We start from the raw sequence: 1,295 nt of genomic DNA, 5'->3' as shown, positions 1-1,295 counted from the left end.
CCAGATACGACAAGACCGCCACCTCCTACGAGGCAGCGGTCAGTCTCGCGTCATTCCTGCTCTGGGCAAGATCCGTTTGAAGACGGACCCTAGATGGTCCGCCTGGACGGGACAGCATTGACGGCTGGCGCTTGCGCGATCATGAGCACATGGAATCGTGGACGATCAAACACTTCTCCCAGGCCAACCCGGAGGGAACCGGGCAGGATGACGTGCCTGCGCTGCTCCGTAGAGTCGCAGACTCGATCGAAGACCTTGGCTTGGTCGAGGTTCAGGATCTCGTCATGCATACGGAGATCACCGCGGACGGCTATCGGCCAAGTCTTACGGTCTACTACCACGACGCCGAAGACTGATCCGGGCTGTACCTGGACGCTTTGCGCTCGGTCCGCTTCCTTATCAGGTCGGTCGCGGGCCATCATCGCCAAAGGTCGGGCCTTGCTCTTCCTCGGCTGGCACACCGTTGACGTTCGCTGTTGCCCGGTGCGGTTCGGGCTTGTTGGTGTCAGCTAGTGATGTCAGGAGTCGGTCTGCCCTTGGCGTTGTCCTACCGAGGAGCTGAAGCAACCCGCCGAGCACGACGAAAATCACGGCTACGCCGGCGAGGGCCGCACCCACCGCATAGGACCACCCGACCAGCCTCGGCACTCCGTCCAAGGAGAAACCGGCACCAATCAGGATGAAACCCCAACCAGCCTTCCGGGGATGCCTGTACTGCGCTCTACGCCAACCATTCAAGGTCAACGCCCCCATGGACGCCATCAAGCATCCGCAGGCCAACATGATCCACTCTGTCATGGCACCCCTCCGCCGGGAGGTTACCCCGCAGGTGATGGAGTCTCTCTGGGCGGGCAAGGGGCACGTCGACTGGCGCCCTCTATGCGTAGGCGGCCAGCAGCGCGGCAAGTAGCCCAGCCCCCACAGCTGTGAAGACCCGCGGCTTCCTCCAGCCCGGTCCCGAAGCCTGGCGGTTCAGCTCCCACATGAGCACCAGACCGGCACCAAGGCCCAGCGCGTCGCGCAGCAGGAAAATGGTGGTGTGCACGGGGAGCCTCCAGGGGCCTTCGAACGGCAGACGCTCATGTCAGTCAACGGAGATTGTGCAGTCTTTGGAAGGGATGCCAGCGAGTTCACATGCGGCCGCGTCTTCCTGACTCTCGGATGGGTGTTGCTGGAGATACGCCGCTGTCGCGCGCGTCCCCGGAAGATTTCAAGTCCAGTGAGACGGTCGTGACGCTATGAGGTTTGTGGTGTGGACTCCCTGCGCTTGGCCGGGTCGTTGATCCATGCCCGCT

Annotated in this window: 2 protein-coding genes; one reads left to right on the top strand and one right to left on the bottom strand. The window is 62.6% G+C overall.

Annotation, left to right across the window (positions count from 1 at the left end; translation table 11 throughout):
• Window positions 1–149 precede the first annotated feature (149 nt).
• Window positions 150–356 (top strand): hypothetical protein, encoded by a 207-nt coding sequence (locus tag ABT085_RS46440; protein WP_351623283.1) that lies wholly within the window; start codon window positions 150–152, stop codon window positions 354–356.
• 521 nt (window positions 357–877) lie between these two features.
• On the opposite strand, the gene ABT085_RS46435 is transcribed toward ABT085_RS46440, so the two are convergent.
• Window positions 878–1,045, bottom strand: a complete 168-nt coding sequence (locus ABT085_RS46435; protein ID WP_351623281.1) for a hypothetical protein — start codon at window positions 1,043–1,045, stop codon at window positions 878–880.
• Window positions 1,046–1,295 lie beyond the last annotated feature (250 nt).

It is taken from the genome of Streptomyces sp. NPDC002265, assembly GCF_040296125.1.
GTDB lineage: Bacteria > Actinomycetota > Actinomycetes > Streptomycetales > Streptomycetaceae > Streptomyces.
Note: the sequence above shows the minus strand (reverse complement) of the source record. Positions and strands in the feature narration are given on the sequence as shown.